Origin of the sequence: Daejeonella sp., from assembly GCF_044232565.1 — a bacterium.
Lineage (GTDB): Bacteria > Bacteroidota > Bacteroidia > Sphingobacteriales > Sphingobacteriaceae > Daejeonella.
Genome location: NZ_JBIILQ010000204.1, coordinates 1 through 5,173 on the forward strand (window position 1 = coordinate 1; position 5,173 = coordinate 5,173).

The following is a 5,173-nucleotide window of genomic DNA, read 5'->3' on the forward strand; positions in this document are numbered from 1 at the left end:
AATTAATAGCTCCCCCGACTGCCCTTTAAATCCTAAACCTGTATCCAAAACAATCAAATCATTCTTCGTTTCAACAAGAAAGGGTTGCACAAAAATAAACAGAGAAGCAGGTCTATCTTTTGGGTTGTGTAGTGTTGGATCGAAGGGAATGAAGGTCTTTGTACTATCTACTGAATAAGATCCTTCATATAAGGCTAAAGCTTTCAATGTTCTTTGTATATTGTAAGGTTAAATTCTATTTTTACACATTATTAGGCAAAGATATGGAAAAAAGGTGGGTGGAATGGGAAGTTAAGAACCATACTGCAAGTGCAGAATTACAGGAATCATTAAAAATTGATGCCATTCTCGCCGACCTTCTGGTAAAGCGAGGCATCAATTCCTATGAGGATGCGCATTCTTTTTTTAGGCCAACACTCGAACAGCTTCATGATCCTTTTTTGATGAAGGATATGGATCTGGCTATCACCCGAATTGAGCAAGCTATACAAGCAGGAGAAAAGATTCTTATTTACGGTGATTATGACGTTGATGGCACCACCGCTGTAGCCTTAACCTATAGTTTCTTTAAAAAGCACCATGCCGCAATAGATTTTTATATTCCTGATCGATATTTGGAGGGCTATGGAATTTCTAGCCAAGGAATTGACTATGCCGCAGAAAATGGATATTCACTGATCATTGCACTTGACTGCGGAATAAAATCAAACGATAAAATCGCTTACGCCAATGAAAAAGGTGTGGATTTTATCATTTGTGATCATCACCTCCCGGGAGATACCTTACCTGCGGCGATTGCCATTCTCGACCCAAAACGGACTGATTGCAATTATCCGTACAAAGAATTATCAGGTTGCGGCATCGGGTTCAAGCTGATCCAGGCCTATGCACAGAAAAACAACCTCCCTGTTGAGGAAATAAATACTTATCTCGATTTAGTTGCTGTAAGTATTGCTGCAGACATTGTTCCAATAACTGGAGAAAATAGAGTCTTGGCTTGGATAGGATTGCAAAAGCTCAATAGTGATCCCTGCAAAGGACTGAGTGCACTCATGGACCTTTCGGGAAGAAAAGACCTCACCATTACGGATGTAGTATTCACCATAGGACCCAGAATTAATGCTGCCGGCAGAATAGATGATGCAAAACATGCGGTAAATCTCTTAATCGCCGAAAATGATGCGCTAGCCTTTGAAAAAGGACAAATTATAAATACAAAAAACACAGAGCGTAAAGAACATGATAGCCTGATTACAGAACAGGCCTTAGCATTAATTGATGAAGATCCGGCGCTGATTGCAAGGAAAACCACTGTGGTTTATAACCACGACTGGCACAAAGGCGTAATTGGCATTGTGGCATCCCGTTTAACAGAAAAATATTACCGTCCCACTATTGTAATGACTCATTCCAATGGCAAAGCAGCAGGCTCCGCACGGTCAGTCCTAGGTTTTGACCTTTACGAAGCCCTAAGCGAATGCAGCGAGCTCCTTGAACAATTTGGCGGACATAAATATGCTGCCGGTTTAACGATGAAAATAGAGAATATACCTGCTTTACAACAAAAATTTGAAGAGGTCGTTTCAAGGACTATAACTGAAGAGCAATTGGTTCAAGCAATAAACATTGACACAGAAATTATGCTGAATCAAATTGATGCCAAGTTCTTTCGGATATTAAAGCAATTTGAACCTTTCGGTCCGCAAAACATGGCACCGATTTTTATAAGTAAAAATGTTTATACTTACAGCGGTGCAGCATTGGTAGGAAACAACCACCTAAAAATGTCAGTACATCAACACAATCAAACTTATTATAATTGCATTGGATTTGGGTTGGCAGAATTTATGCCGATGGTCAATTCGGGTGAACCATTTGACATTTGTTATACTATTGACGAGAACATATGGAAAGAGAAAAAATCGATACAACTGAACATCAAGGGAATACGGGCCACTCTTCCAATCCTAAAAAAATGATTTTAAGAGCCGAAAACCTGGTCAAAAAATACAAGCAAAGAACCGTTGTAAATAATGTTTCCTTCCATGTTTCGCAAGGAGAGATTGTTGGTTTATTGGGACCAAATGGTGCTGGAAAAACGACCTCTTTTTATATGATTGTGGGACTTATCAAGCCGAATGAAGGGCATGTGTATCTGGACGATGAGGATATTACTGAAGATGCCATGTACCGCCGTGCACAAAAAGGAATTGGTTATTTGGCACAAGAAGCCTCCGTTTTTAGAAAACTCACTGTTGAAGACAATATCAAAGCAGTGCTCGAGATGTCGAAACTGAGCAAAGAAGAACAAAAACATAAATTGGAAGAGCTCATTGATGAGTTTAGCCTACATAAAGTTCGGAAAAATCGTGGTGATCTTTTATCGGGGGGCGAGCGTCGCAGGACAGAAATATCAAGAGCGTTGGCTGCAGAGCCTAATTTTATATTGCTGGATGAACCATTTGCCGGAGTTGACCCAATTGCGGTTGAAGAGATCCAAAGTATCGTAGCAAAGCTTAAGTTGCGTAATATTGGTATTTTAATTACTGATCATAATGTGCAAGAAACGCTATCTATCACAGATAGGGCCTATCTTTTGGCAGAAGGTAAAATTATGCTCACCGGTACACCACAAGAAATTGCGGTAAATGAAATGGCTAAAAAGTTTTATCTTGGACAAAACTTTGAACTGCGTAAAAAGAAACATTTATCCGTTTAAGCATCCTAAATAAATGACATTAGTAAATTCCATTTTTACCTGGATAATGAAAAAGCGGATGCACCAGATCGAGCTTTTCATAAAATATCCTTATGATGTTCAGGATGAGTGGTTTCAAACATTAATTTCTACAGCCAAAAATACAGAATGGGGTAAAAAATACGGCTATGAGTCGATTATAAACCAAGATCAATTCAAAGAAAGGGTTCCAATCCAAACCTACGATACGTTAAAGCCATACATTGAGAAAATGTTAAACGGCGAACATAATATACTTTGGCCTACAGATATTAAATGGTTCGCTAAATCATCAGGCACCACAAATGACAGAAGTAAGTTTATTCCAGTAAGTGAAGAATCACTGGAGGAGTGTCATTTTAAAGGTGGTAAAGATCTTCTTTCACTATACTGCAATAATCGGCCCGACACAAAAATATTTACAGGAAAATGCCTTGTTTTAGGCGGAAGTCATCAGATTAATCAACTGAATGCCGACTCTAGCTTTGGCGATTTATCTGCCGTGCTCATCAAAAATCTACCATTCTGGGCCGAATTCTACCGTACTCCTGAAATGTCGATTACCTTAATGGATAATTTCGAGGAGAAAATCGAAAAAATGGCTCGGGCAACCATCGATGTCAATGTGACGAATATTTCGGGGGTACCCACCTGGAACATTGTTCTTGCAAAACGTGTACTTGAAATTACGGGTAAAAACAATTTACTTGAAGTTTGGCCCAACTTAGAATTCTACTTCCACGGAGCGGTAAATTTTAAACCCTACCGCGAACAATTTAAAAAGCTGATTCCTTCGGATAATATGTACTATCTGGAAACTTATAATGCATCAGAAGGGTTTTTCGGTATTCAAGATCAGCCAAACTCTGAAGAGATGCTGCTCATGTTAGACTATGGTATTTACTATGAATTTCTTCCAATGGAGGATATAAACAAGGAAGATCCAAAAACCTTAAGCCTTGATGAGGTGCAGCTAAATAAAAATTACGCACTCATCATCTCCACAAATGCAGGTTTATGGCGTTACATGATTGGTGATACCATTAAATTTACCTCATTAACACCGCATAGAATTCAAATTACAGGACGCACCAAGCATTTCATCAATGCCTTTGGGGAAGAATTAATTATAGATAATGCCGAAAAGGGCCTTTCTAAAGCCTGCGCCGAAACGGGTGCCATCATCCGAGATTATACAGCATGCCCAATTTATTTTGAAGGTAATAATGCTGGCGGACATGAGTGGATTATCGAATTTGAAGTAAAACCAGACAATCTGGAACGTTTCACCGATGTGATGGATCAAACTTTGAGAGAAATAAACTCAGATTATGATGCTAAACGCTATAAAGATATGGCCCTATCTAGACCAAAATTACACCTCGCCCCCGACGGCACTTTTTACGAATGGATGAAAAGTCGCGGTAAACTTGGCGGCCAACATAAAGTGCCACGCCTGGCAAATGATAGAGGGTATGTGGATGAGATTTTGAAATTGTTGTAGGGACAGGTCGAGACCTGTCCACACCTTTGCAATTTTTATGAATATTTACGATTATCCGGATATTTACGGACAGGTCGCGACCTGTCCCTACCATTGCAATCCTTCCGGACAGGTCGCGACCTGTCCCTACGCCTTCTTCGGGAACATCAAGGAGGCCACAATACTTGTGGTAAGGATAAATAAAATGATAAACAAGGAATGCACCGTCGTGAAACCCCACATACTCAACCAGTGATGGGCAAGCATTTTTATTCCGATAAACAACAATAAGAATGAAAGTCCCAGTTTAAGGTAATGGAATTTATGAATCACATTTACCAGTAGGAAAAACATGGAACGCAATCCCAAAATGGCAAAGATATTAGAGAAAAATACGATGTAGGGATCTTTCGTGACAGCAAAAATTGCCGGGATCGAATCAACAGCAAAAATCAGATCAGTAAACTCAACAATCAATAGAACGATAAAAAGTGGGGTAACCATTTTCACACCATCCACTTTAATGAAAAATTTATTGCCAACAAACTCAGGATAAACCGAGAAATATTTGGATGCAAAACGTACTACTTTGTGGTTCTCTGTATCGATTTTCTCTTCCTCATCCCTACTCAAGAACATACTTATACCGGTATAAACCAGGAAAGCACCAAAAATATAAAGTATCCAGTCGAAGCGATTAATAAGGGTTGATCCCAGAAAAATAAAGCCAAATCGCATCATTACTGCGCCAATAATACCCCAAAAGAGCACGCGGTGATAATATTTCTCATCCACATTGAAGGCTGAAAAAATAAGCACCATCACAAAAATATTATCTACCGAAAGCGCGTATTCAATCACATATCCAGTAATAAACTCGAGGCCTAAATTCTGTTTATAGATCGCCAAACTAGCGTCAAAATTAGCTGGATTAAGGGTAATGTTATGGAAAT

At 39.2% G+C, this 5,173-nt stretch carries 4 protein-coding genes and 1 pseudogene; 3 read left to right on the forward strand and 2 right to left on the reverse strand.

Annotated features, from left to right (window positions below; all coding sequences use genetic code 11):
* Window positions 1-207: pseudogene (locus ACILQF_RS10390) on the reverse strand (MBL fold metallo-hydrolase); the annotation flags it as partial.
* A 56-nt stretch (window positions 208-263) separates the two neighbouring features.
* Between ACILQF_RS10390 and recJ the strand changes: the two are divergent.
* The 3 genes from recJ to ACILQF_RS10405 are packed head-to-tail and all read left to right on the forward strand — an operon-like array spanning window position 264 to window position 4,241.
* On the forward strand, window positions 264-1,979 hold the full coding sequence (gene recJ, locus ACILQF_RS10395) for a single-stranded-DNA-specific exonuclease RecJ (RefSeq protein ID WP_395627342.1): 1,716 nt from the start codon (window positions 264-266) through the stop codon (window positions 1,977-1,979).
* Window positions 1,976-2,719: an LPS export ABC transporter ATP-binding protein gene (gene lptB / locus ACILQF_RS10400; RefSeq protein ID WP_395627343.1), complete on the forward strand. Its 744-nt coding sequence runs from the start codon at window positions 1,976-1,978 to the stop codon at window positions 2,717-2,719. The genes recJ and lptB overlap by 4 nt, the downstream gene beginning before the upstream one ends.
* 13 nt (window positions 2,720-2,732) lie before the next feature.
* Complete coding sequence (locus tag ACILQF_RS10405) at window positions 2,733-4,241, forward strand: GH3 auxin-responsive promoter family protein (RefSeq protein WP_395627344.1); 1,509 nt, start codon at window positions 2,733-2,735, stop codon at window positions 4,239-4,241.
* Between the two features lie 126 nt (window positions 4,242-4,367).
* Here ACILQF_RS10405 and ACILQF_RS10410 read toward each other — a convergent pair.
* The coding region (locus tag ACILQF_RS10410; RefSeq protein WP_395627345.1) for a TerC/Alx family metal homeostasis membrane protein at window positions 4,368-5,173 on the reverse strand (806 nt) is incomplete at its 5' end.